The organism is Amycolatopsis sp. NPDC005003 (genome assembly GCF_053600695.1).
Window position 1 is genome coordinate 34,704 of sequence record NZ_JBSGAI010000006.1, and the last position, 26,798, is coordinate 61,501.

Sequence of the window (26,798 nt, forward strand, 5' to 3'; positions counted from 1 at the left end):
GCCCCTGTCATGGCACTGAACCTGGACCCGGAAATCGCCGAAGCCCTGGCCCCGATGGCCGGCGCGATGGCCGCCACCACACCACCGGCGGTCGGGGACGTCGAGGCGCAGCGCGCCCTCTGGGAGCCGATCATCGGCGCCGCGGGGACCGCCCAGCCGATCCCGGCCGACGTCAAGACCACCGACTGCTTCGCCACCGCCGGCGACGGCGCGCAGATCACCATGCGCTGGTACACCAAGGAAGGCGCCACGGCAGGGCCGGCGGTGGTGTTCTTCCACGGTGGCGGCTACGTCTTCGGCCACATCGACCTGTTCGACGGGCCGGTCTCCCGCTACGTCTCCGCCAGTGGCGTGCCGATGCTGTCGGTCGAATACCGCCGCGCTCCCGAGCACCCCCACCCGACCCCGGTGGAAGACGCCTACACGGCACTGCGCTGGCTGCACGACCACGCCGCCGAACTGGGTGTCGACCCCGGCCGGATCGGGGTGATGGGCGACAGCGCCGGCGGCGGCCTGGCCGCGGCCGTGTCGATCCTCGCCCGCGAGCGCGGCGGCCCGGCCATCGCGCGCCAGATCCTCATCATGCCGATGCTGGACGACCGCACCACCGAAGCCGACCCGCACAGCGCGCCGTATCTGCTGTGGTCGGCCGACGACAGCCGCACCGCGTGGCCGGCCCTGCTCGGCGCCGCCGCCGGCGGCCCCGACGTCCCGCCCACGGCGGCCCCGGCCCGGCTGGAGGACGCGACCGGCCTGCCCCCGGCCTACATCGAAGTGGGCCAGCTCGACCTGTTCCGCGACGAAGACACCGCCTACGCCACGAAACTCGCCCACGCCGGCGTGCCGGTGGAGTTCCACCTCCACCCCGGCGCCCCGCACGAGTTCGACGCCATCGCGTTCGACGCCGACGTGTCCCGGCGGGCTGTCGCCGACCGCGTCCGGGTGCTCAAGTCGATCTGAGCGGCCCCTCGGGTCGTTCCTGACCCCGGCGCCCGGCCCGGCGAAGTTTGCCGGGTGCGGTGCCGTAGTGCCGCCTGAAGGCCTTGGCGAAGGCGAACTCCGAGGTGTAGCCGCTCTTTCCCGCGATCACGCGCAGCGGGGCGTCCGTGTCGCGCAGCATCCGGGCGGCGAGGGTCAGCCGCCACCAGGTCAGGTAGGTGAGCGGTGGCCGGCCGGTCTTCTCGGTGAATCTGCGCGCGAACGGCGCCCGGGACAGCCCGGCCCGGGCCGCGAGGCTCGCCACGGTCCAGGGGTGCGCCGGGTCGCTGTGGATCGCGTGCAGCGCCGCGGTGATCGCGGGGTCCCGCAACGCCGCGGCCCAGCCGGTCGCTGCCGTACCGGTGGCGCGCTCGTCGAACCAGGCGCGCAGGAGGTACAGCAGCAGCGCGTCGAGCAGGGCCGGGATCAGCGCGTCCGTGCCGAGCCGGGGGCGTTCCAGCTCGGCGCTCAGCAGCTCGACCACGGCGCGGAGATCGTGGTCGAGCCGGGCGGGCAGGTGCACGACCTCGGGCAGGCTCGCCAGCAACGGGTGCACCTGCGCCGGATCCAGGCGGTACGCGCCGCAGAGCGTCACGGTCTTCGGGCCCGTACCCGTCTCCGGCCGGTTCGCGTACCGCTCGGCGAACCCGGGATCGTCCGGGTCGCAGGCCTGGGTGTCGACCGGCGTCGCCGGGCTGTCGGCCAGTGCGTGACCCTGCCCGTGGGGCAGGAAGACCACGTCGCCCGCGGTCAGCGGCAACGGCTCCGCGTCCGCCCGCACGAGCCAGCAGGTCCCGTGCAGCACCACCTGGAATCCCGCGGCGCCCGGTACCGGCGCGAACCACTGGCCCCAGGGCGCGTTCCACACCACCCGGGCCGAGCGCGGCTCACCGGTGCGCAGCACGGCGAGTACGTCGCTCAAGACATCCATGGTCTCTCCTGCGAGACGATCGGACAGGAAACGAGGATTTCGACGCATGGAGTGTCTCCCCGGCCCGATCCTAGGGTGATTTCCATGAGAAGCGCCCGGATCCACCGCCACGGCGACCCCTCGGTCATCGAGATCGAAGACATCCCGCGGCCGCTCCCCGCCGACGGCGAGGTGCTGGTCGAGGTCGCGGCGACGTCGTTCAACCCGACCGAGACCGCCCTGCGCTCCGGGGCACTGCGGTCGCTGTTCCCGATCGAGCTGCCCCGCACCCTCGGCTGGGACGTCGCGGGAACGGTGGCCGGCCGCCCGGTCATCGGCTGGCTCGACCGGGGTGCGGCCGCGGAGTACGCCGTCGCGCCGAACGGACGCCTGGTTCCCGCGCCCACGAGCATTCCGCTTTCCGACGCCGCGGCCATCCCGCTCGCCGGTCTCACCGCGTGGCAGGTGGTCTTCCCGCACGTCTCCGCCGGGCAGCGCGTCCTGGTCAACGGCGCGGGCGGCGGGATCGGCGGGTTCGCCGTCCAGTTCGCGAAACGCGCGGGCGCCCACGTCATCGCCACCGCGAGCGCGCGCAGCGCCGACGCCGTCCGGCGGCAGGGCGCCGACGAGATCATCGACTACACCAGGGGGTCCGTCGCGTCGGCGGTGGAGCCCGTCGACGTGCTGATCCACCTGGTCGGCACCCCGCCGCCATGGACCCCGCCGGTGCGCCGGTCCGGCACGATCGTCTCCGCGGCGGCGCCCGTGACCGCGCCGCCCGGGGTGACCTCGACCCACGTGGTGGTCCGCTACGACGCGGCCCAGTTGACCGAACTGGTGAACCTCGTGGACGCGGGCGCCGTGACCGTCGACGTCACCGAGACGCACGCCCTCGACGGGCTGGCCGACGTGCACCGCAGAAGCGAGGCCGGCGACATCCGCGGGAAGGTCACGATCCATTGCCGTTGACCGCCGTTGACCGCCGCCGCCTCGGGCGGCCATCCCCAAGGATGAGGCGGCCTCACCACCTGCCGCGATGATGTCGGCGACCACGCCGGGCTTTCGCTTGGCCTTTTCCGATATGAACACCCGGAGTAGCCGTCGCAGGGCGAAGTCCGGACGGGCAACCCGGCCAGAAAAACGGGCACTCCTGGTTGGCTGCCGGTCCTTTCCGGTGCATCGCGGCCGCGACCGGCGATAGAGTGCAATGGTCACGCAGGTGGAGTTCGTCCTGGGTCAGTCGCTTCTTCGTAATTGTGCTAGCCGTTCCAAGTGCCCGACAATGACGTGCGCAGATCCGAAAGACCCGGGAAACAACAATGGGTTGCGCGTTTCCGTCGGTGACGAATGGAGTTCTTTTGCTCTTCAGTGACGGGAAAGTGCGCGCCGACTACGCGGATTTCGTGGACCGCCAGATCGCCGCGGTCCGCCGCGTCCACGCGGGTGAAGAGGATCTTCCCGCCTTGCACGCGGACAAACTCATCCGGACGCTCGTCGCCGCCGCGGATTCCCGGCAGTTCGGGAGTGTGCTCGCCGGTTGGCGCGACGAGGAGACCGTGGTGCGGGCGCGGGCGGACGAGCCTGCCGTCTTCGTCGAGAAGATGCTGGCCGAACTCGCCGTCCTCGGGCAGGCCGAGTTCCGGTCCGGCTCGAGTGCGGTGTTCACCCGCCCGATCGGCGAGTTCCTGCACTACTACGAATCCTCGGGAACCACCGGCGACCCGGTGGCCGCGCCCAAGGCACTGGACGACCTCGCCGCGAACACGATCAACATCGGCGAAATGTGGCGCCGGGTGCTCACCCCGGCGGACTCCGCGCTGATCCTGATCAACGGCCCGTTCGCGCCGGCCGGGTACCAGTTCGAAAAGGTGATGGAGTACCTGGGCGTGCTCTCGCTCCGCCTCTGGGTCGACAACGTCACCGGTGACTACACCCGGATCCTGCGGTTGCTGCGTGAACTCTCGGTCAGCACCTATGTGGGTTCCCCTTCGCGTCTGCTGGAGATGCTGCATTTCGCGTACCGGCGCGGAGAGCCGCTGCCCCGATTCAGGCAGCTGCTGCTCATGGCCGAGCAGGCCGGTCCGTCGCTGCTGCGGCACCTGGAGCGGCTGACGGGGGCGAAAGCCTTCGTGGGCAGCTTCGGCTCATCGGAGACGGGCACGACGGCGGCCACCTGTGAGCAGGGCAGGTTGCACCTCCAGGTGCAGAGCTACCTGTTCGAGCTCGCCGACTCCCAGGGCATCCGGCCGGTCCGCGGCGGCCACGACGTGGGCGAACTGGTGGTCACCTGTCTCGACCTGCGCGCCCGTCCCCTGCTGCGCTACCGGACCGGTGACCTGGTCGAGGTGACCGGGACACCCTGCCCGTGCGGGGTGGCGCTCCCGGTGGTGCGGACCCTGGGCCGCGTCCACGACGTCATGCGCCTCGGCAGCGACGGTGTCCGCCAGGAGGACGTCGAATCGGTGTTGTGGGCCGGAAACGAGACCGAGGCAGTGCCCTTCACCGTCCTGAACTACATGCTCGTCCTCCGCGGCACCGATGTCGTGTGCCTGCTCACCACCGATCGCGAACCGGAGGCACCCGGCCTCGACGCGGTACGCCGGCGTCTGGCCGGCCTGTTCGACGGCCGCACCCTTTCCGTGCGGACCGTTCCGGCGCTGCCGCCGCTGGCTTCCCTCGGTTCGTACCTCGGCTGGAAGCTCTCCCGGCTGGTCGACCTGGACGACCCCGCGATGACCGACCGGCTTCCCCCGCCCATCGCGGAGGTGGTCCGCGTTTCCCTCGCCGAGATCGAAGCCGCCACCGGTTTGCGCCCGGCGATCCACTCGACCGAAGGAGCCCGATGAGCTCTCCCGAACCCCGGCCCGCCACGACGGACGCGGAGAAGGCCCAGTTCGTCCTGGGCGTCTACTTCCGGACGCAGGCGGCGATCGAGAAGTACCTCGGCGCCGAAGGGCTGCCCGCGTGGACCGACCACGTGGCCGGCATCAACTCCGCGGCCATGCTCAACCGCATCGAGGACCCGGCCGACCGCGCGCGCGATCTGCTGACCGGGCTCGCCACCATGCTCGACGTCTACGGCTCCGACACGGTCCGGACCGACGAGCCGCGCAGCACTTCACTCGCCGTCCGCCGCTGCGGGATCTACGACTACCGCGAGCGCGCGCAGGCGCAGGGCGTCGAACTGACCCTGCGGCGACCGTGTGAATACTGCGTCGACCTGCATCACCGGACGGCGGACAAGCTCGGTGTCACGGTGGAGCACGAACTGGGGGAGCGCAGCTGCCACTGGACCGTGCAGGTGCCGGAAGCCGCACCCGGGAAGGACCTTCCGTGACCGCGGCCGACACCCTGCCGCTGCCGTACCGGCGTGCGGCGGGCTGCCCGTTCGACCCGGATCCCGAATTCGCCGAGCTCCGCACCACACGGCCGGTGTCCCGGGTGCAGATCAACGGCGGCGACGAGGTCTGGTTCATCACCCGGTTCGACGACGCGCGCCAAGTGCTCGGCGACGACCGGTTCAGCAGCGAGCTGACTCCGCTGGGGATCGTGCTGCCGGAGCCGGAGGACCGGACGTTGGCCGAGGAGCTGCGGTCGCAGCAGCCGGGGACGTTCATCGAGTGCGACCCGCCGGAGCACACCCGGCTCCGGCGGATGATCGCGGGCGAGTTCACCGAGCAGCGCATCCGCGCCCTGCAGCCGAGGTTCACCGAGATCGTCGAGGAGCGGCTCGACGCCATGGCCGCCGCCGGACCGCCGGTCGACCTGGTCGACGTGTTCGCCCTCCCCGTGCCGTCGACGCTCATCTGCGAACTGCTCGGCCTGGACGCGGAGGGTTTCGACTTCGCCGCCCTCACCGCGATCATGACCGACGTCATGGCGAGCCTCGAGAACCTGATCCCGGCCCGGGACGCGCTGCGCGCCGGGATGCGCGCTCATGTGGTGGCCACCCGGGCCGATCCCGGCGACAACCTGCTGGGGCGGGTGATCCGGCGGTACGGCTCGGAGGTGACCGACGAAGAGCTCGTCGGGATCGGCAACCTGCTGCTGGTCGCCGGCCACGAGACCACGGCCAACATGCTCGGGATCGGCACGTTGGCCCTGCTGCGCCACCCCGCGCAGCTCGCCCGGCTCCGCGACGATCCGGCGATCGTCCCGGCCGCGGTGGACGAACTGGTCCGGTACGTCTGCATCCCGCACCACGGCGAGATCCGCACGGCCACCGCCGATGTGCTGGTGAACGGGACGGTGATCCGCCGTGGCGAGCAGGTGCTCGTGTCGCTGCCTTCGGCGAACCGCGACCCGGCCAGGTTCGGGCGACCCGACGAGCTGGACTTCGACCGGCCGCCACGGACCCACCTCGCCTACGGGTACGGCATCCACCACTGCGTCGGCCAGTCCCTGGCCAGGATGGAGATGCACGTCGCGTTTCCCGCCCTGCTGAAGAGGTTCCCGTCGCTGAAGCTGGCGATCGGCTTCGACGAGGTGTCCTACCGCCGGTCCAACGTGACCTATGGCGTCCGTTCGCTGCCGGTCACCTGGTAGCGCGCCCACGATGACAGGAGCAGCAGTGTCCAACATCGCGAAGGTACTGGCGAGGGTCGTGGTCGACGACCTGGACAAGGCCATCCCGCTCTACCGGGCGCTTTCCGGTGCCGAGGAGGTGCGGAAGTTCGCTCACCGGACCGTGAAACTGGCCAGCGTCGGGCCTTTCCTGCTGCTGCAGGCGGACGGTGCCGAGGGCTACACCGATCGGACCGCGACCATCCTCGTGTTCGACGTCGAAGCGGTCGTCCGGGACATCGAACTGGCCGGCGGCGAGATCATCGAGGGGCCGTCGGCCGGCCCCAACGGGGAACGGCTGGTGGCCAGGCACCCGGATGGTGCCGTCTTCGAATACATCGCCGTCCCGAACGGCTGATGGCAAGCTGCCGGTGGGCCCGACCGGCTACAGCCAGTCGTGCTCACGGGCGTATCGGGCCGCTTCGTGGCGGGTGCGGGTCTGGGTCTTCTGCATCGCGTTGGACAGGTAGTTGCGGACCGTGCCCTCCGCGAGGTGCAGCTGCGCGGCGATGTCGGCCACCGAAAAGCCCTCGCGGGTCGCGCGCAGGACGTCCAGCTCGCGGTCGGTCAGCGGGCAGTCGTCGACGACGGCCAGCGCCGAGACGTCCGGGTCGATCCAGCGCTTGCCCGCGTGCAGGGTCTTGATCACCGAGGTGATGTGGGCCGGTTCCGCCGCCTTGCTGACGAAGCCCTGGACGCCGAGCTTCAGCGCCTTGCGGAGCACGCCGGGGCGGGCGTGGCGGGTCAGCATCAGGATCACCTGGTCGGGGCGGGCGCGGCGGATCTTCTCGACCGCGCCGAGGCCGTCGACGCGGGGCATCTCGAGGTCGATGACCAGCACGTCCGGGCGGTGTTCGAGGGTGGCGGCCACCGCCGTTTCGCCGTCTTCGGCCTCGGCCAGCACCGTGATCTCGCCTTCCAGCGGCAGCAGCGCGGCCAGTGCCTTGCGGAGCAGGGCTTCGTCGTCGGCGAGCACCACCGTCGTCATCGTCGGGCCTCCTTCGGCGCGGGGAAGGCCGCGGCGGTGCGGAAGCGGCCGTCGGAGTGCGAGACCTTCAGCTCGGCGCCGTGCTCCGCCAGGCGCTGCCGGAGCACCGCCAGCCCGCCCAGCTCGAGCGGGCCGGTGTCCGGGGCGCCGTCGTTGACGATCGTGATCCCGCGCCGGGTGAGCGTGATCCCCACCTGGCGGGCGTCGGCGTGACGCAGGATGTTGGTCGTCGTCTCGCGCAGGACCTGGCCGAGCAGTTCACCCGCGGTGGCGTCCACTTCGGACTCGCGATCGACGCGGACGTGGATGCCCGCGGCCTCGAAGAGGTTCTTCGCGTTCTCCAGCTCGGCGGAGAGGTTGAGCCGCCGCTGGGCGTAGGCGAGTTCCTTGGTCCGGTCGATGGTTTCACCGACCAGGTCGTGCACCTCCCGCAGCTCGTCGCGCGCCCGATCCGGTTCGCGGTCCAGCAGCTTCTCGGCCAGCGCCACCTTCAGCTTCACCACGTGCAGGGTGTGCCCCTGGATGTCGTGCAGGTCGGACGCGAAGCGCACGCGCTCCCGCGTCACGGCGAGGTCCGCTTCGCGCTCGCGGGACTGCTCGAGCTCCGCGATCAGGTCGAAGAAGCGCTGGCTGACGAACATGAACCCGGTCGAGACCAGCATGGCGACCGCGGGCACGGCGACGAACTGGAACAGCCGCCAGCCGGTCCGGTCGTCGTGCACGAGGACGTTCGCCGCGCCCAGCCCCGCGATCAGCACCGTCAGCCCGGCCAGCGCGGCGAGCCGGTGGCGGGGCAGCGGCGGGATGAGGTACGACCCCACGACGGACAGGCTGAAGAACGCGGCGGTGTCGTCGGTCAGCGACCCGGCCAGCGACACCACCGCGGTGACGGCCAGGCTCGGCCGCGCGACGCGCAGGTAGTCGCCCGCGGTCCAGCGTTCGGCGGTCGCCAGCGCCGCGACCAGCCCGACGACCTGGAGCACGACGTGCCACCAGGACCGGGCGGTCAGCAGCAACAGCACCCCGACGATCGCCAGCGGCGGGACGGTCGTGATCAGGTTCAGCCGGCGCAGCCGTTCCTGAACCTTCCCGCCGGTCCAGGACGTCCTGCGCGCGATCGTCGGCACCTCCACCGGCCGAGCGTATCCGGCTGAGCGGGCCGCACCAGTGACACCACGTCATGTGTCCGGGTGACGCCGCCGCACTGCCGGGCCGCGCCGATCCACGCTGGAATTCGGGGCATGTCCACGACACCGGTCATCGACGTCGATCGCCTCACCCTCACCTACGGCGGCTTCACCGCCGTGAAAGACCTTTCGTTCCAAGTGGATCGCGGGGAGCTGTACGCCCTGCTCGGCACGAACGGCGCCGGCAAGACCTCGACCCTGGAGACGGTCGAAGGCCACCGCGCGCCGGCCTCGGGCGCCGTGCGGGTGTTCGGGAAGGACCCCCGCGACCGCGCCGCCGTCCGCCCGCGGCTGGGGATCATGCTGCAGGAGAGCGGGTTCTCCGCCGATCTGACCGTGCGCGAGACCGTCGGGCTGGTCGGGCGGCTCACCGGGCGGCACGACGACGTCGGGCGCCTGCTCGGTGTGGCCGGCCTCACCCGCAAGGCGGGCACCAGGGTCGGGCAGCTCTCGGGCGGGGAGAAACGGCGGCTCGACTTCGCCACCGCCGTCTACGGCACGCCCGAGCTGGTCTTCCTCGACGAGCCCACCACCGGCCTCGACATCCAGTCTCGGGACGCGCTCTGGGACGCCGTCGACCGGCTGCGCGAGGACGGCTCCACGATCGTGCTCACCACGCACTACCTCGAGGAAGCCCAGCAGCGCGCCGACCGCATCGGGCTCCTGCACCAGGGTGCCCTCCACCGCGAAGGCACCGTCGCCGAGCTGACCCGGACGCTGCCGTCCACCATCCACTTCGGACTCCCGGACCACGCGCCGTCGCCGCCGCTGCTGGCCACGCGGGGGGTGGACGGCAAGTTCCTCGTCGAGACCTTCGGCCTGCAGAAGGACCTGCACACGCTGCTCGCCTGGGCGCAGGACCAGGCCGTGGAGCTGCTCGACCTGCAGGCCGGCCCGACGCGGCTCGACGACGTCTTCCGCGCCATCGAAAACTCCTGAACGGGGGAACCATGTTGACGATCGCCCGCGGCGAGCTGATCCAGCTCTTCCGCAACCGCCTGGTCCTGGTCACCGCCCTGGTGCTGCCGGCCGCGCTCAGCGCGTTCTTCATCGCCCGGCACGACGTCTTCGCCGAAATGGGGAGCCTCGGCTACATCGCCACGCTGACCTTGTTCTTCGTGCTGGGCATCGGCCTCTACACCACGACGGTGACGACACTGGCCGCCCGCCGCCAGAACCTGTTCCTCAAGCGGCTGCGCTCGACCGCGGCCGGGGACGCCGGCATCCTGGGCGGGCTGCTGCTGCCGGTCACCGCGATCGCGGTGGTCCAGATCGCCGTGCTGCTCGCGGTGCTGGCCGTGGTCACCGGGAAGCCGGCGAACCCGCTGCTGCTGGCCGCCGCCGTCGTGGCCACCGTGGTGATGATGCTCGCGCTGGGCCTGGCCACGGCCGGGCTGACGAACTCGCCGGAACACGCGCAGGTGACCACGCTGCCGATCAGCGTCGGCGTGATCGCGGTGGCCGGCTGGGTCGGCCTCACCGGCACCGGCGAGCTCACGCTGCTCAAGCGCCTGCTGCCCGGCGGTTCGGCGGCCGAGCTGGTGCTCGACGCGTGGAACGGCGGGAAACCGGCCGCCGACTCGCTGCTCCTCCTCGCCCCGACCCTGGCCTGGGTCTTCGTCGCGGTCGTGCTGGCGACCCGGCTCTTCCGCTGGGAACCGCGCCGCTGAGCGCGGTGCGAACGAAAGGAATTCCGATGCGCAAGACCTTGCTGGTGGCCGCGATCGCCGTGCTCGGCGCGACGACCGCCGTCCCCGCGGCCTCCGCCGCTCCGAACACCCTGGACTGGGGACCGTGTCCCGCCGGGGCGTTCCCGACGCCGGACCTGCAGTGCACGACCCTGAAAGTCCCGCTGGACTACCGGGAGCCGGGCGGGCGGACGATCGACGTCGCCGTGTCGCGCCTGCCGAGCAAGAACCCGGCGAAACGGCGGGGCGTGCTGCTGACCAACCCGGGCGGTCCCGGCGGCGGTGGCCTGGACTACCCGCAGCTGCTGAAGCTCGTGCGGATGCCGCAGGACGTGCTCGACTCCTACGACATCATCGGGTTCGACCCGCGCGGGGTCGCGCACAGCACCCCGGTGACGTGCGACCTGACGCCGGAGCAGATCGCGGTCGGCAACCTGCCGTACGCGAACGGCCCGGCCGACGTCGTGAAGCAAGCCGCGATCGCGAAGCGGGAAGCCGGGCAGTGCGCCGGGTCGAAGACCGGATCGATGCTGCCGTACGTCACGACGGCGAACACCGCGCGGGACATGGACCGCATCCGCACGGCGCTCGGCGAGCCGAAGGTGTCGTTCCTGGGCGCCTCCTACGGGACGTACCTGGGCGCGGTGTACACGACGCTGTTCCCCGAGCGCAGCGACCGGATCGTGCTGGACAGCAATCTCGGGCCGGGCGGCTACGACATCGACGCGATGCGCGGCTTCGCGCGGGGCATGGAGGACCGGTTCCCCGACTTCGCGGCGTTCGCGGCGAAGCACCCGGAGTACGGGCTCGGCACCACGCCTTCGCAGGTGACGGCCAAGTTCCACGAGCTGGCCGCGCGGCTGGACCGGACCCCGGTCGAGAGCATCGACGGCTCGGTCTTCCGCGGCTTGACGTTCGAGGGCCTGTACTCGACGGACCTGACGAAGCTGGCCCAGGACTGGCAAGGGCTCGAGCAGGGCCGGGCCCCGAAGCCGCCGGCGGAACCGGTGACCGGGGTGGAAAACCTGCTGGCGTCCCGGTTCGCGGTGGTCTGCGGCGACTCGGCGTGGCCGCGCTCGATCGCGAGCTACCAGCTGGACGTGGCCGTCGACCGGGTCCACTACCCGCTGCTCGGCGCGGCGACCGCGAACATCTCGGCGTGCGCGTACTGGGCCCCGCCGGCCGAGCCGCGGGTGCGGATCACCGGCCACGGCCCGGCGAACGTGCTGATGGTGCAGAACCAGCGTGACCCGGGCACGCCGTTGTCCGGGGCCCGCAAGCTGCGCGCGGCGTTCGGCGAGCGCGCCCGGATGATCACGATCGACCAGGGCGGGCACGGGGCCTATCTGTTCACGCCCAGCGAGTGCGGGAACTCGCTCGTGACCGGGTACCTGGTCAGCGGGAAGCGGCCGGACGACACCTTCTGCCCCGCGGGAAGCTGACCGAGGGCGGCGGCGGTGCCACCCCCGTCCCCGGGGTGGCACCGCCGCTTCGTGTTGCCGTCACGAACGAAGGGCACGCAGGCCGGCGCGGATTTCGCGGACCAGGATTTCGGGCTGTTCCAGTGCCGCGAAATGCCCGCCCTTGTCGGCCTCGCCGTAGTGGATCAGATTGCGGTAGGTGTCTTCGATCCAGCTTCGCGGCAGGCGCGGGATGTCCGCCGGGAAGACGGTGACCGCGACCGGGAGCGTCAGCTTCGGGCCGGCGAACGTGGCCGTTCTGTTCTCCCAGTAGATGCGGGCGGACGACGCTGCGCTGTTGGTGAACCAGTAAAGGGAGATCGCGTCGAGCATGTCGTCGACGCTCAGGACGTCCTCGGCGAGCCCGTGGTTGTCGGTCTTGGACTGGAACTTCTCGTAGATCCAGGCCGCCTGGCCGGCGGGAGAGTCCGCCAGTGCGAATCCGACGGTCTCCGGCTTCGTGCCCTGCAGGTGGTTCGAGCCGCCGAGGTCGCCGGTGTAGCGGGCGAGGGTCTCCACGGCGTAGCGCTGTTCGGGTGACAAGGTGTCGGGGATCCGAGCAGGAAAGGCGTACTGGGTGTTCAGGTGAATGCCGAGGAGCCCCTCGGGGCGCATGGCCCCGAGGGCGGTGGTGACGACGGCACCCCAGTCGCCGCCTTGCGCGGCCCACATGGTGTAGCCGAGCCGCTTCATCAGCTCCGCCCACGCGCCGGCGATGCGCGATGCGGTCCACCCGGTCTCCGTGGGCTTCTGGGAGAACCCGAACCCGGGGAGCGAGGGGACGACGACGTCGAAGGCATCGGCGGCGTCCCCGCCGAAGGAGACCGGGTCGGTCAGCGGGCCGATCAGCTTCAGGAATTCGACGATCGAGCCCGGCCACCCGTGCGTGAGGATCAGCGGCAGCGCGCCGGGATGCCCGGATCTGACGTGGATGAAGTGGATGTCCAGGCCGTCGATCTCGGTCAGGAACTGGGGGAGGCGGTTGAGCTCGGACTCGAAGCGCCGCCAGTCGTAGCCGTGCTGCCAGTAGCCGACCAGGGACCGGGCGTTCGCCACGCGGACCCCTTGCGACCAGTCGTCCACGGTTTCCGGATCCGGCCATCGAGTGCCGGCCAGTCGCTGCTTCAGGTCGTCGATCTCCGACTCCGGGATCGCGACGGTGAACGGGCGGACGAGGGTCGGGGCCGGCGGCGTCGGTGTGGTCATCGCCTTCTTCTCCTGAACGTCGAAGCGCAGCGCAAGTCATTGCACACTGGTGTGCAATCTATGTCATTGCACACCAGTGTGCAACAATGGTGCCGTGGCCACCGAGTCCTCCCGCGCGCGCTCGATGAGGGAGACGCGCGACCGCATCCTCGACGTGGCCCTCGACGTGCTGGGCGACAACCCCGACGCCGGCATGGGCGACATCGCCTCCGCGGCCGGCGTCGTCCGGCGCACGGTCTACGGCCATTTCCCCTCGCGCCTCGACCTGATCCGGACGCTCACGGAACGGGCCGTCGCCGAGATGACGGCCGTGCTCACCGAGGTCAGCGCCGCCGGCGCGGAAGCGGATGCGGCGTGGGTCGAGTTCGTCGCCCGCGTCTGGCCGGTGGCGGACCGGTACCGGGTGCTGCTGGCGCTGCGCCGTGGCGAATACGGCGAGGTGATCCACGGGCTGCTCGGGCCGGTCGACGAACTCCTCGCCGACCTCGTGAAACGCGGCCAGGACAGCGGTGTGTTCGGACGGCACCTGCCGGCGGGCGTGCTGAGCCAGCTCGCCTACGGCGTCGTGTTCGCCATCGCCGACAGCGACCAGCCGAACACCCCCCGGGCGGCGGCGATCACCAGCCTGTTGCTGCTGGGGGTCCCCGAAACGCACGCGACCGTCCTCGTCGACGACCAGCCCTGACCCGCAGCATCCGCGGCCGCTGGTGAAGAAGGGCCCCTTCAGCGACGCTCAATGCTGCTCGGAGGCCGCATCGTAGGCCGGTGGGGCGTAGATGTGCGTCGGCCGCAGCCGGACGATCAACCGGTGTGCGCCGGGTTCGGGCGGCGGGGTCGCGCCGCCCATGTGCAGGTCGTACATCACCTGGTGGAAGGCGCCGTCCGGGTCGTCGGTCAGTTCGACGACGCCGGTGATGGCGGCGTAGGTGAACTCCGCTCCGTCCGCGACCAAGCCGTGGACCAGCAGGCTGACCCGGGGATCCCGCTGCATGTTGAGGGTCTTGCGGCGGCCCGCGATCGTGCTGAACAGCACGTCGTCGCCGTCGGGCTTCACGAAGATCACCGAAGCCTGGGGTGAGCCGTCCGGGTTGGCGGTCGAGAGCATCGACAGGTGGGGCCCGGCGAGAATCCGGGTGGCGACCTGCCGCGCCGCCGCGCGGGGACGGCCGCTCAGAAAAGGGTCGAGGAAGGTGTGTTCGGTCATGCCACAGGTTGACTCGGCCGCCGTCGCCGAAGAATCGGCCGGACCGCGATTCCTTTCGGCGGGAGGGCGAGTCAGCATGCGGTGTGGCCATGCGTGACGCGAAGACCGACCAGTTCGACGCGGCGACCGCGCCCTTCCGGAGGGAGCTGTTCGCCCACTGCTACCGGATGACCGGCTCGATCGGCGACGCCGAAGACCTCGTCCAGGAGACCTACCTGCGGGCGTGGCAGGCTTTCGACCGCTTCGAGCGGCGGTCGTCGGTGCGCACCTGGATGTACCGGATCGCCACCAACGCCTGCCTCAGCGCACTGCACCGAGACCGGCGGCGGCCCCTTCCGTCCGGGCTGGGACCACCATCGACCGATCCCTACGCCGCGACCGCGCCGGCGCCGGCCGGGGTGAGCTGGCTGGAGCCGGTCCCGGACCGCCTGGTCGTCGACGACCTGTCCGATCCCGCCGAGGTGATGGCCGCCCGCCACCGCGTCCGCCTCGCCCTGGTGGCGATGTTGCAGGTGCTGCCGCCGCGCCAGCGGGCCGCCGTGATCCTCGCCGAGGCGCTCGACCTGCCCGCGGTCGCGGCCGCCGAGATCCTGGACGTGTCGGTGGCCGCGGCCAAGAGCCTGCTGCAGCGGGGCCGGGCTCGCCTGGCCGAAGCCGCCGTCGACGAGGCCGACGTGGCCGAGCCGACCGATCAGGGGGCCCGCCGGGTTCTCGACCGGTACATGGCCGCGTTCGAGCAAGCCGATCACGCCGCCATCAAGCGCCTGCTGGCCGAGGAGGCCGTGCTCGAGATGACCGGAACCAGCACGTGGTTTTCCGGGAAGGCGACCTGCGCGCCGTTCATCACCGCCCAGGCCATCGGCCACCCCGGGGACTGGGCGATGGTTCCCCTGCGGGCCAACGGCCGGCTCGGCGCGGCGGCCTACCATCGCGACAGCGACCAGACCCATCGCGCCTTCGCGATCGTCGTGCTGGCCACGACGCGATCGCACCTCAGCCGTATCACCTTGTTCAGCGATCCCGGGCTTTTCGGGCACTTCGCGTTACCGCCCCGGTGGCGGTAGGCGGCGAGCAGCCCGGGCCGACCGCCCGAACGTCGGCCAGGGCAATATCATCGTGCGTGAAGTCAGCTGACGATGGGGGTAAGTCGGTGCGTCCGTCTCCGGATGAGGTCGCCGGGGCGATCCTGGACTATTACGAGCTGCCCGCGAATCCTCCGGCGCCGTTCGAGAACTTCCCCGGCGCCGCGGGGCTGCCGCACCGCGAGGTGGTCGACCGCATCGCCGCCGATCCGGGGTTCCAGGCCGAGCGGATCGCCGAGCTCAAGAACGACCCCGCCCTGCCGCAGTACCGGGCGGAGGCGAGCGGCCTGCTCGCCTCCCTCGCGGAGGCCGGGTTGCCCGTCCTGGTGGTCTCGCACCTGGACGAGCTGCGGCTCGACGGGGAGAAGCTCGACTACCAGGCCCAGGTGCCGCTGCTGGTGGCGTGGCTGGACCGAACCGACTACTTCCCGCTGATGGGTGAGCTGGTGCGGACGTTGTCCTACGCCTTCGCCAAGAAGCAGGCCCGGCCGGTGTTCCTCAAGCTGTTCCGCGATCTGCCCGAGCTGCGCACCGCGGCCGGGCACGAGGTCACGGAGTACGACCGGGAAAACCTGCGCTGGGTGATCGGCCTGGGCCTGGCCAAGTTCGCCGACCACGCGGTCGCCGAGGAGTACCTGGACCTCATCACGGACGCGAAGTACGGCGGCGCCCGGACGGCTCTGGTCAGCGCGCTGCCGAAGCTGAAGGACGACCGTGCGGCGGCGGTGGCCATGAGCCTGCTGGACGATCCTTCGGTCGCGCACATGGCCGTCCGGGCTCTGGGCAAACTGAACCACACCGAGGCGAAGCCCCGGATCCGGGCCCTGCTGGCCGATCTTCCGTCCACTTGGGACGACAACGAGGTCTACAACGTCCGGACCGAGGCCCGCAAGGTGCTCAAGAAGCTGGGCTGACCGGCGCGCCGGCCACCGCCTACGTCCGCGGTACTGATCTCCGCTACCGGGAAGGCTGTTCGGTTGCCGGTCGGCGGGCCGGTCGACCGGGCTGATCCAGCCGGCGGCGGCCGTCGGTCAGCTTGCAGGTGAGAGCGGAGATCACCGCTCCGATGAGCGTTTCGTTCACGAGGCGCCACAACGGCTTCATCGATTTCGCTTTCTCGGTTCGGCGCGGCGGCATCGCGCCGCGGGCTTCGGCGCCCGGAGAGCGCGGTACCAAGAACCACGCTCTCCGGGCGGGCGGTGCGGTCAGGCGCTCCGGGCGAGCGCGGGCATCAGCCCGACCTGGGTCAGGAAGCCGGCGAGGTTCCAGTAGTCCCGGTTCTGCGTGATCGCGCCGTCGTGGCGGGTGCCGATCGTGAGCCCCGGGACGGCGAACGCCTTGCCGGTGGCGGGCAGCCCGAGTGCCGGGTTGGCGCGGTCGTGGGTTCCGGACAGCACCCATTCGAACGCGTAGTCCGCATCCGACGTGAGGACTTTGCGGACGGTGAACCGGTAGTCGCTGGACAGGCCCGCGTCCATGCCGAGCAGGAGCTGGCGCACCGCTTCGCGGCCGGTGAACTCGCCGCCGAACGCGGTGTCGACCACCTGCACGTCTTCCGCCATCATCGCGACCACCGCCGCGGCGTCGTGCCGGTTGCAGGCGTCGACGTAGTCCTGGATCCAGCCGGGCACCACGGGTTCGTCGCTCATGCGGCGGCCGCCGCGAGCACGGCTTCGACGACCTGCTCGGGCCGGGCGGCGGCGACGTCGTGGCCGCAGTCGGCCTCGATGATCTTGGCGCCGGCCCGGTCGGCCAGGAACCGCTGCAGGTCGGCGGGGACCGCGTTGTCCTCGGTGGCGACGACCTGCCACCTCGGGAGGTTCTCGGCGGGAACGTCCGACACCACGCCGCCCAGGGCTTCGCTGGTGACGGGCCGCTGGGCGAACGCGGCGATCCGGACCTGCTCGGCGTTCAGCCCACCGGCGTAGACCTCTTCGTACCGTTCCGGCTTGATGTACAGGTCGGTGCGGCCGTCCGGGGTCGGCACCAGGACGAGGTTGTCCGGGGTCAGCAGCGAGCCGGGGTATCTGCCGTTGAGCTCCGCCGAGCTTTCGCCCGCCTGCGGGATGAAGGCGGCGACGTAGACGAGCGCCTTGACGTTCCCGGCACCCGCGGCGGCCTGGGTGATGACCGACCCGGCGTAGGAGTGCCCGACCAGGACCACCGGCCCGGCGACGGTGTCCAGGACCGAGCGGACGTAGGCGGCGTCGGTGTGCAGGTCGCGCAGCGGGTTGGCCACCGCCATGACCGGGAAGCCCGCGCCGATCAGTTCGGCGGCGACGGCGCCGAAGGCCGTGGCGTCGGCGAACGCGCCGTGCACGATCACGATGGTCGGCTTGTCCCCGTCGGCGGACGGGGATGGGTGGCGGCCGAAGATGCCCACGAAAGCTCCTTGAATCGAGATGAGGTGACGTTCTCCCGAGTGGGAGGTACCTCAGAGGTTGGCCCGGGGGCGGCCGGTCCCGCCAATGCTTCTTTCCGCCGTTCTCATGCCTTCCCGGCATGAGAACGGCACCTCGACCGGCATGGGGTTGGCATAGGCTCCCGGCATGTCCCTCGACCTCCGGAAGCTCGGCTACTTCGTCGCGGTCGCCCAGAGCCAGAGCTACGTCCGAGCCGCCGCGGAGCTCCACATCACCCAGCCGGCCCTGAGCCGCCAGATCCAAGCGCTCGAGCAGTCCCTCGGCGTCACGTTGTTCACCCGCGACCGCCGCGGCACGGCCCTCACCGGCGCCGGCCGTCAGCTGCTGGAGGACGCGGTGCCGCTGCTGGCCTCCGCGGTCGCCCTCGAACGCCGGGTGCGTGCCGCCGCGCGGCTGGGCCATGAGTTCACCATCGGCTTCATGCCCGGGGTGCCGTTCACCGACCTGCTGGCCGAGTTCCGCGCCGCCCACCCGGACGTGTCGGTCGATGCCCGCTACGTGCCCATCGTCGAGCAGGAGCCGTACCTGCTGGACGGCACGGTGGACGTCAGTTTCGTGTGGCTGCCGCTGGAATCCCGCGAACTGCGGCACGTCGAACTGTTCGAGGTGCCGCGGGTGGCCGTGGTCCCGGCCGCTTCCCCGCTGGCCGGATCCACCGCGCTGACGCTGGAGGACCTGCGCGCCATGCCGCTGGTCGACGACCCCGGTTCACTGCCGGGCTGGCGCGGCGACAGCGCACCCCGCCGGCGTCCCCTCGTCGCCGTCGAGGAACGGCTGGAAGCCGTCGCCGCCGGAGAAGGATTCTGCGTCCTGCCCGCCGGTGTCGCCCGCTACCACCACCGCGACGACGTCACGCCCGTCGAAATCCACGACGCCGAGCCGGTTGTCGTCGCGCTGGCCTACACCCGCCACCGCACCATGCCGGAGATACAGCACTTCGCGGCCATGGCCCGCCGCCACCTCACCAGCCCCGGCGGCAAGGAGCCGTGATCAGGCGCCGGAGAGCTGGTGGGAGCTCTTTCCCCGTGCGGCGGCAATGGTCTCGCCCGGAAGCCGCCGAAGAGACCGCTGTCCGGCGGGGTGTAGCGGTTGGTCCCCGGCCGGCGACTGTCGGGTCATGGAGATTGAGTTGGCGGACGCGGTGGCGTCCGTGCGGGACGAGTTGCTGGCGGCCGCGGCGCGCGGGGCCGACGGTGAGTTCGAATTCGTCGTCGGGCCGATCGAGCTGGAGTTCGCGGTCGAGCTGCGCCGTGAGGCCAAGCTGAAGACCGGCTTCAAAGCGTGGGTGATCTCGGCGGATGCCGAGGGCGGTCTGGCGAAGGGCCGGACGCACAAGGTGAAGCTGACGATCACGCCACGCCGGCCCGGCGGCGGCGATCTCCTGGTCGCGGGTGACCCGGCCCGGCCGGCCGGGCCGGGTGAGGTGTCCGGGCAGACCGAACGCTGACGGGCGGTTCGGGATGGTGTGGGAGAGGGTCGTCGCGATCGGCGGCCCGGGTGGTCCGGGCTCGGGCTACGAGGTGGCGCCGCGGTTGGTGCTCACCGCCGCCCATCTCGTGGCGGAAGCCGGCGCGTCGGTGTCGGTGTTCCACCCCGGCCGGCCCGGGCTGTTCACCGGCACGGTGGTGTGGTGCGGCAGTCCCGGGGGACGAGACGACGCGGCGCTGGTCTCGGTCGGTGACCCCGGCTGGCAGCCGGTCGAGGGCAGTGGCGTGGTCTGGGGGCGCCCGGTGACGCACCGCGCGGGATTGGTGTGCGAGGCGTGGGGAGTGCCGGACCTGGTGCAGCGTCCGGGCCGCCCGATCGATGTGCTGCAGGTGCCGGGGAAGCTGAACCCGGGTGATCGGCTCGTCGGTGAACGTTATGTGCTGCAGCTGACGAGTTTTCCGCCGGAAGGCGAGTCGCCGTGGGGTGGGATGTCGGGGGCGGCCTTGCTCTGCGGCGACCTGGTCGTCGGCGTCGTCAGTACCGACCCGGCGGGCCGGGCGCACGCGGCGTTGGAAGCGGTACCTGTGTCGTTGTTGCTGCGCGATCCGGGATTCAGCTCCGTTCTCGCCCCGCACACCGGTGATGCGGGGCCGAGTTGCGAGGCGGTCGAGCTGTGGCCGCTGGCCGACGCGCCCTCCAGGGCAGCGCCTGGAGGGTCGGTGTCGTCTCCGGCGGGGTTGCTGCCCGCGCGGCGTGCGGTGGTCCCGTTCCACGGCCGGGAAGGCGTGCTGGCCGATGGTGCCGAGTGGGCCCGGTCGCCGGGGGTGGGGCTGTGGCTGCTGCACGGCCCGGGCGGGCAGGGCAAGACCCGGCTGGCACACCAGTTCGGCCGTCGACTCGCCTCCGATGGCTGGGCTGTGCTCTGGCTCGATGCCCGGGCGAGCTCGTTGGAGGTGCTGGCCGAAGTCCGGGTACCGACGTTGCTGGTGCTGGACTACGCCGAGAGCCGGACCGGCCAGCTGGCCGCGCTCGTCGAGGTGCTGTCTCGACGTGCCGGGGGCGTGCCGGTGAAGGTGCTGCTGCTGGCCCGCACCGCCGGCGCCTGGTGGACCGACACCGTTCCCGCGGGCGGCGACCTGAGCCAGGATCTGGCCGAGGCCGCTCGAGTGGTGGCGTTGACGGTGCTGGACGACGGTGCCGGGGACCGGCAGCGCAGCTACCGCAGCGCGGTGACCGCGTTCGCCGCCGCGCTCGGCAGGGTGCCCGGGCAAGCTCCGGCGTCGTGGCTGGAGGCGGCGGCTGCCCTCGTCGCCCGAGCTGAGCCGGACACCAGCGGGAACACGGTGCTGGCAGTCCAGATGACCGCGCTGGCCGATCTGCTCGACACCGCCGCGGCGCACGAGGACGACCCGCGGCGCCCGGGGCCGGAAGACCGGCTGCTGACCCACGAACGCCGCTACTGGGCCGCCACCGCGCAGGCCCACGAACTCGGGCTGAGCCCGGCGACGCTGGAAGACGTCGTCGCCGCCACGGCCCTGCTCGGCCCGTCCACCACCGACGAACTCGCCGCGGTCCTCGCTCGTGCCCCGGCGGTCGCCGACCTCCCTCGTGACCGGCGGAACGCCGTCCGTGACTGGCTTCTGCACCTCTATCCCGGCGAAGACCACGGTTTCGCCGGGCTCGCTCCCGACCGGCTCGCCGAACGCCTCATCGGCCGTCTGCTGGTGAACACCGCCCGGTCCGGCATCATCGAGCACCTCGCCGCCCACGCCGACGAGGCCGAAGCCGAGCGGTTGCTGACCGTGGCCACCCGAGCCGCCGCGCACCCGGCACTCGGCCCGCACGCCGGTGACGCGCTCGCCGCGCTCTGTGATCGCCACCACGGGCTGCTCGTGCCGGCCTTGCGTGCGGCGCCCCGCATCGAACAGCCCCGGCCTCTCCTGCGAGCCATCGACCGCGCCATCACGGATCCGGTCACCGACATCGCCGTCCTCGACCGGCTGTCCGAGGAAGTGCCGAAGGAGACACAAGTACTGGCCGACATCGCGGTCGCCATCGCCCACGCCCGGGTCGGCAAACTACGGCAGTCACCCTTCGGGGACCCGCAACAGGATGCCGCCGCCCTCGCGGCCGCCCTGAACAACCTCGCCAACCGCCTGGTCGATCTGGGCCGGCGTGAGGAGGCACTGGCTGCCGTCCGCGAAGCGGCGGACATCCGCCGCAGCCTCGCCGAGCAGGACCCCGGCCGCCACCTGTCCGACCTCGCCATCACCCTCAACAACCTCTCGCTCGGCTTGGGCGACCTGGGGCGGCGGCACGAAGCCTTGACCGCCATCCGAGAAGCCGTCGACATCCGCCGCAGGCTCACCGAGCGGCAGCCCGACGCCAACCTCCCCACCCTCGCCGGCAGCCTGAACAACCTTTCGAACGCGCTGTGCGGTCTCGGCCGGCACGACGAGGCACTGGCCCACCTCCGGGAAGCGGTCGACCTCCGCCGCCGGCTGGCCGGGCAGCGCCCCGACCTTCACCTGTCCGACTTCGCGTTGAGCCTGACCAACCTCTCGATCTTGCTGGGTGATCTGGGCCGGATCGACGAAGCGCTGGCTGCCGTCCGGGAAGCCGTCGACATTCGCCGCAGGCTCGTCGAGCAACACCCCGACGCCCACCTGCCCGGCCTGGCCAGGAGCCTCAACGCTTTCTCGGTCCGGCTGGGTGATGTCGGGCGGAACGACGAAGCGGTCGCTGCCGGCCGCGAAGCCGTCGAGGTCTATCGCCGGCTGGTCGAGCGGCACCCGGATGCCCACCTGCCCGAGCTCGCCGGCAGTCTCAACAACCTCTCCAACCGGCTCGGCCGCCTGGGGCGGCGCGACGAGGCCTTGGCCGCGATCGGCGAAGCCGTCGAGGCCTACCGCCGGCTCGCCGAGCAGTACCCCGGTGCCCACCTGCCCAACCTCGCCGCCGCCCTCAACAACCTCTCGAACCGGCTACGTGAAACGGGCCGACTTGAGGAGGCTGTGGCCGCAATGCGCGAAGCCGTCGACATCGCCCAGCAGCTCGCCGAACACCACCCAGCCGTCCATCGGGACGGTTTCAAGTCCTACCGGGATGCGCTCGATCGCCTGCTGACGGAGGCTTGAGTCAGCCCGCGTGGTGGCTGCCGGCATCTCCTCTCTCAATTCCCTGCTCTCCGGTCCGGTGCATTCGCGACCGGGTCGATCACCCGGATTCCGGGCGGTGCAACCATTTCCTGGTCAGTTTGGTGGCCCACGCCGAACGAGGCGAAGGGACCCCTGTCGGCGCGCGATCTCTGGGCGGGTGGTCGCCCGGTGCGGGCGAATACCGCAGGGGCCGGCCGGTTTCCAGCAGGCTCTTCAGGCTGGACAGCATCATCGGCCATTCGGGCTGGGCGAGGTCGATGAAGGTGCCGTACTGGTCGAAGTGGCTGGCCCGGACCGTCAGCTGGGTGGTCTCGCCGACCGGCTCGAGCTCGAAGGAAACCGTGGACAGGTGCTCGCCGCTGCTTTCGGTGTCGCTGGCTTTGCTCCAGCTGTAGGTCAGGAGGTACGGCGGTATCACGGTGTGGACGACGCCCGTGCCGTGCGGATTCGTGCTCCGCACGACGGAGCACGGCTGCCAGTCGGACCGCAGCGACATGCCGAAGCGCCACAGCGGCACCACGTCAGGAGCAGTCAGTGCGTGCCACACCTGGAGAGGTTCCGCGCGCAGGTAGATCGTGGAACTGAGGCTGGTACTGGGAAACTCTTCCGCTCCAGTCATTGCTCGCCTTCCGGGGTGGTCGGCGTCAGCACTGCCAGGTGGCGCGCTTGCCGGGCGCCGGGCGCTTCGCGAAACGGTCGACAAGCCAGGTTACCGCGCCGCGGTCAATCGAGGCAGAACTCGTTGCCTTCGGGGTCGGCCATCACGATGAACCCGGCGCTGAGCGGCGGCTCCGGTTCGAAGCGGCGGACCCGGGTCGCGCCGAGGGCGAGCAGCCGTTCGCACTCCGCTTCGAGCGCCGCCATCCGCTCGTCGCCCTGCAGGCCCGGGGCGGCCCGGACGTCGAGGTGGACCCGGTTTTTCGCGGTCTTGTCCTCCGGGACCTGCTGGAAGAACAGGCGTGGCCCGTGACCGTCGGGGTCTTCGACGGCGGAGCGGCTGTTGCGCTGCTCTTCCGGCACACCGACCCGCTCGAGGAACTCGTCCCACGCGGCGAAGGGGTCGGCGCCCTCGGGGAGCTCGACGCCGGGCGGCGCCGGGTGCACGTAGTCCAGCACCTCGCGCCAGAACGCCGAGAGCGCGCGTGGGTCGTGGGCGTCGAAGGTGACCTGGACGTGTCGGCTCATCGAAGTTCTCCGCGGGTCGTTGTCGGGCTGTGTCACCCCACCCTGCCACCGGAAGCGGACAGGTGCGGTCCTCGATTTCGTCGTGACCCGGACTCACGTGGCGTGATCGGCTCGTCGGCAAGTGGAGCCGGGGACAGGTTGCTGGCCGCCGAGGCTCAACTCCGCGGTCCCTCGATGCGGTGGAGCTGAGGGTGTTTGGCCGTGCGCTGGTCCCCGGAGGACTGGCCGCGCAGGCGCCTGCCGAGCCAGGGGCGGAGAAAGGTGGCTGCCCAACGCAGTTCGGCGGTGGCGCGCCATGGCGTTGACAGTGGGGTGGGCAGCGGGGGTGGAGGTTGGTTCCAGGAATCGTTGCTGCCCGGCAGCTGCAGGGCGTGCGCGACCGCGTCGGCGATCAGTTGGTGTCCGAGGGGGCTGCAGTGCAGCCGGTCTTCGCTCCAGAAGCGGCGGTCGGCGACGGAGGGGTGGCGGGCGATTTCCGCGACGGCGACGCCGTGCCGGGCGGCTGCGGCGCGGATGCGGTCGTTGATGTCGAGGATGCGGGAGCGGACCGGGCGGGCGAGGGGGATGATCCTGGTGAGGTCGGGGAAGGTCAGGGTCGCCACGCGGGCGCCGGAGCCGGTGAGGGCGGCGAACATCGCTTCCAGGTGACCGGCGACCGTGGCGGGTTCGGCCCGGAGCCGGAGCAGGTCGTTGACTCCGGCGACGACGGTGGCCAGGTCGGGGCGCAGGGCCAGAGCCGGCTCGAGTTGCTCGGACCGGACTTCGCCCGCGCGGCGGCCGCGGACGGCGAGGTTGGCGTACTGGAGGTCGGGGTTGTGGATGGTGAGGTGTTCGGCGAGCCGGTCGGCCCATCCCCGGAGGCCCACGATGTCGTCACCGTCACCGACGCCTTCGGTTTGGCTGTCGCCCAAGGCGACGTAGCGCAGGTACTTGCCGCTGACTGTCACGCCATCCTCCTAGTCATAATGTTGACTAATCATAACCATGCCTATGATGGGCTTGCCCCCACGTCGACGAGGAGGAGATGGGCCGGTGAGTCTGCGGCATGCGGTGCTCGCGGCGTTGCTGTCCGGTGAGTACAGCGGCTACGAGCTGGCCAAGGCGTTCGACGTGGGTGTCGCCAATTTCTGGTACGCCCGGCCGCAGCAGCTCTACCTGGAGCTGGCCAAGCTCGAGCAGGACGGGTTGATCAGCGGCCGGGAGGTGGTCCAGCGAACCCGTCCCACCAAGCGGCTGTTCGTGGTCACCGACGCCGGCCTCGCGGAACTGGCGCAGTTCGCCGCCGCCGCGGGCAAGCCGTCGTTCATCCGCGACGACCTGCTGGTCAAGGTCCAAGCCGTCGACCACGTCGACGCGGCACCGGTGATCGCGCAACTGGAGCAACGAGCCGCGGCGGCCGCGGCCAAGGTGGAGATCCTCGACAAGATCCTGCGGCGGTTGCGCGGGGATCTCGACGAGGAGACCTACCTGCGTCACGGGTCTCCGATCGGGCCCTATCTGACGTGCTTGCGCGGTCGGCGGTTCGAGCAGGAACACCACGACTGGTCGGTGCAGGCTGCCGCGCTCCTGCGTGATCGGGCGACTCGGCAGGGAGGCCCCCGCCCGATGTAACGAAGTTACGCAGATCGTAACGAGGTTACAGTATCGTGGCGAGTGCCGCGGGCGCGGAGGTGTCGGCCGCGGGGCGGAATCGGGTGCGACGATGGGGACCATGTCAGGGGATGCGACGGCGGGCGGGGTGCCGGAGCGGCTGGTGCAGGCCACGATCGGCCTGCTGGCCGAGCAGGGGCCGGCCGCGATCAAGGCGCGGACGGTGGCGTCCGCGATCGGGCTGACGACGTCGACGGTCTACCACCACTTCGGCGGGATCGCCGAGCTGGTCGCCGCGGTCGCCGATCACGGGTTCCGGGAACTGGACCGGGTGTTCGCCGAGTTGCCGGTGACCGACGACCCGGTGGCGGACCTGTTCGCGATGGCCCTGGCCTGCCGCCGGGTCGCGCGGGAGAACCCGCACCTCTACGACCTGATGTTCGGTCTGTCGACGCGGTCGACCTACCGGCCGCTCGCCGAGCCGGAGACGCGGCGGAGCGGGCGTTCGGCAGCGTTCCGGGGCGCCCACCGGCACGTCACCCGGGCCTGTGCCCGGCTGGTGGACACCGGCCGGGTGCAGGCCCAGGACCCCGAGGTGGTCGCCGCGCAGCTGTGGAGCTTCGTGCACGGCTACGTCACGCTCGAGCTGGCCGAGCACTTCGCCGAGTTCGCCGATCCGGTCACCGAGGTCCTGCTGCCGCTGGGGGTCAACTTCGCGGTCGCGCTCGGCGACACGCGGGAGCGGGCCGAAGCCTCGCACCACGCGGTGCTGAACCGCGTGGCGGCAAGCGCCTAGGACGTCACCGCCCCAGGAATTCGAGGGCCTGGGGGACGAACTCCTCGTGGTACTGGAAGATGCCGCCGTGCCCGCCGTCGGGGTAGATCACCAGCTCGGCGTTCGGCAGGCGCCGGGCCAGGTCGGTCGAGTTCTCCGTCGGCACCATCCTGTCGTTGTCGCCGTTGGCGACGAGCACGGGCACCTTGACGACGGAGAGATCGGACGGCTTCTCCAGTCCCCACTTGTGGATGGCCGCGAGCTGCGCGAAGTAGGACTTGAGGGCGATCGCCTTGTCCCGGTCGTTCGTGCGTTCCTTCAGCCGGGCCAGGAACTCCTTGCCCGCGCGGCGCCCGTTCGCGGTCCTGGTGAAGAACAGGAACTGCTTCGGGTCCTGGAACGTGAACAGTCCGCGGACGGTGTCCAGGTGCGACAGCTTGGTGACGTTCTTGATGCCCTCGCCACCGGCGGGGCCCGTCCCGGCGAGGATCAGCCTGCGGATCAGCTGCGGCTCCTGCTGGGCGATCACCTGGGCGACCATGCCGCCCATGGAGAAGCCGAGGATGTCGACCTCGGTCAGCCCCAGCGCCCGGATGAAGGTGACCGCGTCGGCCGCCATCGCCTGGATGCTCTTCGGCGTCGTGCCGGTGGACGCGCCGACTCCCCGGTTGTCGAAGGTGATCACCCGGTGGTGTGCGGCGATGCCGTCGACGACGCGAGGGTCCCAGTTGTCCAGCACCGCGGCCAGGTGGTTGAGGAAGATCACCGGCGTGCCGCCGTCCGGGCCGAGCTGCCGGTAGGCGTACGTGACGCCGTTGACGTCGATGGTCTTGGTGGGTGCGTCCTGGTAGCGCGTGATGGTGGTCATCGTGGTTCCCAACGCTTTGGATTATGACCGTACGACCATAAGCCGCGCTGGGTCTGGGTCGCAAGAGGATTGAATTATGACCGTAATTACATAGGTGGCGGCCTG

The 26,798-nt window shown here is 71.1% G+C and carries 28 protein-coding genes; 17 read left to right on the forward strand and 11 right to left on the reverse strand.

The window, feature by feature from the left end:
- Window positions 1-9 precede the first annotated feature (9 nt).
- Window positions 10-960: an alpha/beta hydrolase gene (locus ACWED2_RS09055; protein WP_449689903.1), complete on the forward strand. Its 951-nt coding sequence runs from the start codon at window positions 10-12 to the stop codon at window positions 958-960.
- Here the strand turns inward: ACWED2_RS09055 and ACWED2_RS09060 are convergent.
- Window positions 947-1,909 carry an AraC family transcriptional regulator gene (locus ACWED2_RS09060; RefSeq protein ID WP_449689904.1) on the reverse strand — a complete coding sequence of 321 codons (963 nt, stop codon included), beginning with the start codon at window positions 1,907-1,909 and terminating at the stop codon, window positions 947-949. The two genes, ACWED2_RS09055 and ACWED2_RS09060, sit on opposite strands and share 14 nt — an antisense overlap.
- An 84-nt stretch (window positions 1,910-1,993) precedes the next feature.
- On the opposite strand from ACWED2_RS09060, the gene ACWED2_RS09065 reads away from it, so the two are divergent.
- From ACWED2_RS09065 to ACWED2_RS09085, 5 genes are all read left to right on the forward strand, one after another.
- Entirely contained in the window at window positions 1,994-2,857 is an 864-nt protein-coding gene (locus ACWED2_RS09065) for an NADP-dependent oxidoreductase (protein WP_449689905.1), read from the forward strand.
- 389 nt (window positions 2,858-3,246) lie between these two features.
- On the forward strand, window positions 3,247-4,734 hold the full coding sequence (locus ACWED2_RS09070; protein WP_449689906.1) for a phenylacetate--CoA ligase family protein: 1,488 nt from the start codon (window positions 3,247-3,249) through the stop codon (window positions 4,732-4,734).
- Window positions 4,731-5,225, forward strand: coding sequence for a hypothetical protein (locus tag ACWED2_RS09075; RefSeq protein ID WP_449689907.1), 495 nt, complete (start codon window positions 4,731-4,733; stop codon window positions 5,223-5,225). Before ACWED2_RS09070 ends, ACWED2_RS09075 begins: the two co-directional genes overlap by 4 nt.
- Window positions 5,222-6,433, forward strand: coding sequence for a cytochrome P450 (locus tag ACWED2_RS09080; protein ID WP_449689908.1), 1,212 nt, complete (start codon window positions 5,222-5,224; stop codon window positions 6,431-6,433). The genes ACWED2_RS09075 and ACWED2_RS09080 overlap by 4 nt, the downstream gene beginning before the upstream one ends.
- Before the next feature lie 25 nt (window positions 6,434-6,458).
- The gene (locus ACWED2_RS09085; RefSeq protein ID WP_449689909.1) at window positions 6,459-6,809 is read left to right on the forward strand and encodes a VOC family protein; all 351 of its coding nucleotides are present in this window, start codon (window positions 6,459-6,461) and stop codon (window positions 6,807-6,809) included.
- 27 nt (window positions 6,810-6,836) lie between these two features.
- On the opposite strand, the gene ACWED2_RS09090 is transcribed toward ACWED2_RS09085, so the two are convergent.
- Window positions 6,837-7,439 (reverse strand): response regulator, encoded by a 603-nt coding sequence (locus tag ACWED2_RS09090; protein WP_449689910.1) that lies wholly within the window; start codon window positions 7,437-7,439, stop codon window positions 6,837-6,839.
- Window positions 7,436-8,572 carry a sensor histidine kinase gene (locus ACWED2_RS09095; protein WP_449689911.1) on the reverse strand — a complete coding sequence of 379 codons (1,137 nt, stop codon included), beginning with the start codon at window positions 8,570-8,572 and terminating at the stop codon, window positions 7,436-7,438. The genes ACWED2_RS09090 and ACWED2_RS09095 overlap by 4 nt, the downstream gene beginning before the upstream one ends.
- 108 nt (window positions 8,573-8,680) lie before the next feature.
- Between ACWED2_RS09095 and ACWED2_RS09100 the strand changes: the two genes are divergently transcribed.
- From ACWED2_RS09100 to ACWED2_RS09110, 3 genes are read left to right on the forward strand one after another with little or no spacing between them, the layout of a single operon-like run.
- On the forward strand, window positions 8,681-9,565 hold the full coding sequence (locus ACWED2_RS09100; RefSeq protein ID WP_449689912.1) for an ABC transporter ATP-binding protein: 885 nt from the start codon (window positions 8,681-8,683) through the stop codon (window positions 9,563-9,565).
- A gap of 11 nt (window positions 9,566-9,576) precedes the next feature.
- Window positions 9,577-10,296 carry an ABC transporter permease gene (locus ACWED2_RS09105; protein WP_449689913.1) on the forward strand — a complete coding sequence of 240 codons (720 nt, stop codon included), beginning with the start codon at window positions 9,577-9,579 and terminating at the stop codon, window positions 10,294-10,296.
- A 26-nt stretch (window positions 10,297-10,322) separates the two neighbouring features.
- Entirely contained in the window at window positions 10,323-11,756 is a 1,434-nt protein-coding gene (locus tag ACWED2_RS09110; RefSeq protein WP_449689914.1) for an alpha/beta hydrolase, read from the forward strand.
- A gap of 60 nt (window positions 11,757-11,816) precedes the next feature.
- Here ACWED2_RS09110 and ACWED2_RS09115 read toward each other — a convergent pair whose 3' ends face one another.
- Complete coding sequence (locus ACWED2_RS09115) at window positions 11,817-12,980, reverse strand: epoxide hydrolase family protein (protein ID WP_449689915.1); 1,164 nt, start codon at window positions 12,978-12,980, stop codon at window positions 11,817-11,819.
- 94 nt (window positions 12,981-13,074) lie between these two features.
- Between ACWED2_RS09115 and ACWED2_RS09120 the strand changes: the two genes are divergently transcribed.
- Window positions 13,075-13,665, forward strand: coding sequence for a TetR/AcrR family transcriptional regulator (locus tag ACWED2_RS09120; RefSeq protein WP_449689916.1), 591 nt, complete (start codon window positions 13,075-13,077; stop codon window positions 13,663-13,665).
- A gap of 48 nt (window positions 13,666-13,713) precedes the next feature.
- Here ACWED2_RS09120 and ACWED2_RS09125 read toward each other — a convergent pair whose 3' ends face one another.
- Window positions 13,714-14,184, reverse strand: a complete 471-nt coding sequence (locus tag ACWED2_RS09125; protein WP_449689917.1) for a PPOX class F420-dependent oxidoreductase — start codon at window positions 14,182-14,184, stop codon at window positions 13,714-13,716.
- Between the two features lie 89 nt (window positions 14,185-14,273).
- Between ACWED2_RS09125 and ACWED2_RS09130 the strand changes: the two genes are divergently transcribed.
- Both ACWED2_RS09130 and ACWED2_RS09135 read left to right on the forward strand, forming a co-directional pair.
- On the forward strand, window positions 14,274-15,248 hold the full coding sequence (locus ACWED2_RS09130; RefSeq protein ID WP_449689918.1) for an RNA polymerase subunit sigma-70: 975 nt from the start codon (window positions 14,274-14,276) through the stop codon (window positions 15,246-15,248).
- A gap of 86 nt (window positions 15,249-15,334) precedes the next feature.
- A complete protein-coding gene (locus ACWED2_RS09135; protein WP_449689919.1) occupies window positions 15,335-16,180 on the forward strand; it encodes a HEAT repeat domain-containing protein in 846 nt (281 codons plus the stop codon).
- Window positions 16,181-16,471: 291 nt separating this feature from the next.
- Here ACWED2_RS09135 and ACWED2_RS09140 read toward each other — a convergent pair whose 3' ends face one another.
- Both ACWED2_RS09140 and ACWED2_RS09145 read right to left on the reverse strand, forming a co-directional pair.
- Complete coding sequence (locus ACWED2_RS09140; RefSeq protein ID WP_449689920.1) at window positions 16,472-16,915, reverse strand: ester cyclase; 444 nt, start codon at window positions 16,913-16,915, stop codon at window positions 16,472-16,474.
- Window positions 16,912-17,649 (reverse strand): alpha/beta hydrolase, encoded by a 738-nt coding sequence (locus ACWED2_RS09145; RefSeq protein ID WP_449689921.1) that lies wholly within the window; start codon window positions 17,647-17,649, stop codon window positions 16,912-16,914. The genes ACWED2_RS09140 and ACWED2_RS09145 overlap by 4 nt, the downstream gene beginning before the upstream one ends.
- A gap of 166 nt (window positions 17,650-17,815) precedes the next feature.
- Here ACWED2_RS09145 and ACWED2_RS09150 point away from each other — a divergent pair, with 166 nt between their 5' ends.
- The 3 genes from ACWED2_RS09150 to ACWED2_RS09160 all read left to right on the forward strand — a co-directional run bounded on the left by ACWED2_RS09150 (window position 17,816) and on the right by ACWED2_RS09160 (window position 22,254).
- A complete protein-coding gene (locus ACWED2_RS09150) occupies window positions 17,816-18,679 on the forward strand; it encodes a LysR family transcriptional regulator (RefSeq protein ID WP_449689922.1) in 864 nt (287 codons plus the stop codon).
- A 127-nt stretch (window positions 18,680-18,806) separates the two neighbouring features.
- Window positions 18,807-19,136, forward strand: a complete 330-nt coding sequence (locus tag ACWED2_RS09155; protein ID WP_449689923.1) for a trypco2 family protein — start codon at window positions 18,807-18,809, stop codon at window positions 19,134-19,136.
- A gap of 13 nt (window positions 19,137-19,149) precedes the next feature.
- Window positions 19,150-22,254, forward strand: coding sequence for a tetratricopeptide repeat protein (locus ACWED2_RS09160; RefSeq protein ID WP_449689924.1), 3,105 nt, complete (start codon window positions 19,150-19,152; stop codon window positions 22,252-22,254).
- Between the two features lie 79 nt (window positions 22,255-22,333).
- Here ACWED2_RS09160 and ACWED2_RS09165 read toward each other — a convergent pair whose 3' ends face one another.
- The 3 genes from ACWED2_RS09165 to ACWED2_RS09175 form a co-directional block, all read right to left on the reverse strand.
- Window positions 22,334-22,894, reverse strand: coding sequence for an SRPBCC domain-containing protein (locus ACWED2_RS09165; protein WP_449689925.1), 561 nt, complete (start codon window positions 22,892-22,894; stop codon window positions 22,334-22,336).
- A gap of 104 nt (window positions 22,895-22,998) precedes the next feature.
- Complete coding sequence (locus ACWED2_RS09170; RefSeq protein ID WP_449689926.1) at window positions 22,999-23,460, reverse strand: VOC family protein; 462 nt, start codon at window positions 23,458-23,460, stop codon at window positions 22,999-23,001.
- A 155-nt stretch (window positions 23,461-23,615) separates the two neighbouring features.
- Window positions 23,616-24,407 (reverse strand): SGNH/GDSL hydrolase family protein, encoded by a 792-nt coding sequence (locus ACWED2_RS09175; RefSeq protein ID WP_449689927.1) that lies wholly within the window; start codon window positions 24,405-24,407, stop codon window positions 23,616-23,618.
- A gap of 85 nt (window positions 24,408-24,492) precedes the next feature.
- On the opposite strand from ACWED2_RS09175, the gene ACWED2_RS09180 reads away from it, so the two are divergent.
- Window positions 24,493-25,071 carry a PadR family transcriptional regulator gene (locus ACWED2_RS09180; RefSeq protein ID WP_449689928.1) on the forward strand — a complete coding sequence of 193 codons (579 nt, stop codon included), beginning with the start codon at window positions 24,493-24,495 and terminating at the stop codon, window positions 25,069-25,071.
- Between the two features lie 100 nt (window positions 25,072-25,171).
- A complete protein-coding gene (locus ACWED2_RS09185; RefSeq protein WP_449689929.1) occupies window positions 25,172-25,846 on the forward strand; it encodes a TetR/AcrR family transcriptional regulator in 675 nt (224 codons plus the stop codon).
- A gap of 4 nt (window positions 25,847-25,850) precedes the next feature.
- On the opposite strand, the gene ACWED2_RS09190 is transcribed toward ACWED2_RS09185, so the two are convergent.
- A complete protein-coding gene (locus tag ACWED2_RS09190) occupies window positions 25,851-26,693 on the reverse strand; it encodes an alpha/beta fold hydrolase (RefSeq protein ID WP_449689930.1) in 843 nt (280 codons plus the stop codon).
- Between the last annotated feature and the right edge of the window lie 105 nt (window positions 26,694-26,798).